Below are 415 nucleotides of genomic sequence, written 5' to 3' on the forward strand. Positions count from 1 at the left end.
TTAAGGCAAGATAGCCCTAAAGATACAGGAAAGTACAGTAAGGGTTGGCGAAAAAAGAAAGATGGTAAGTCCATTATTCTTTATAATGCGTTAAAACCACAACTAACACATGTATTAGAAAAAGGGCATGCAAAGGCAAATGGTGGACGTGTTCCGGCGAAAGTCCATATTCGTCCTGTTGAAGAATATGTAATTAATGAATTGCCAAAGCGTATAGAAAGGACGATTGGGCGATGACATTACTTGAATTAAAGAAAATTCTTGAGGCTACAGGTTTTCCTGTGGCTTATTCGCATTTCACAGCAACGCCAGGTCATCCAGTGCCTTCGACACCTTATATTTGTTATCTTGTGGATGGCTCACCCAATATGCCAGCTGATAACAAAGTCTATCACAAAATAAATGATGTAAATAT

At 38.6% G+C, this 415-nt stretch carries 1 protein-coding gene and 1 pseudogene; both read left to right on the forward strand.

All coding sequences use genetic code 11. The features are described 5' to 3' along the window. Positions 1-237, forward strand: a 237-nt coding sequence (locus MR056_RS22000) for an HK97 gp10 family phage protein (protein WP_242136734.1), incomplete at its 5' end; no start/stop codon positions are given. Beyond that, positions 234-415 (forward strand): annotated as a pseudogene (locus MR056_RS22005) (hypothetical protein); the annotation flags it as partial. The gene MR056_RS22000 and the pseudogene MR056_RS22005, both read left to right, overlap by 4 nt.

It is taken from the genome of Bacillus cereus group sp. BfR-BA-01360 (assembly GCF_022663595.1).
GTDB classification, from domain to species: Bacteria; Bacillota; Bacilli; order Bacillales; family Bacillaceae_G; genus Bacillus_A; species Bacillus_A cytotoxicus.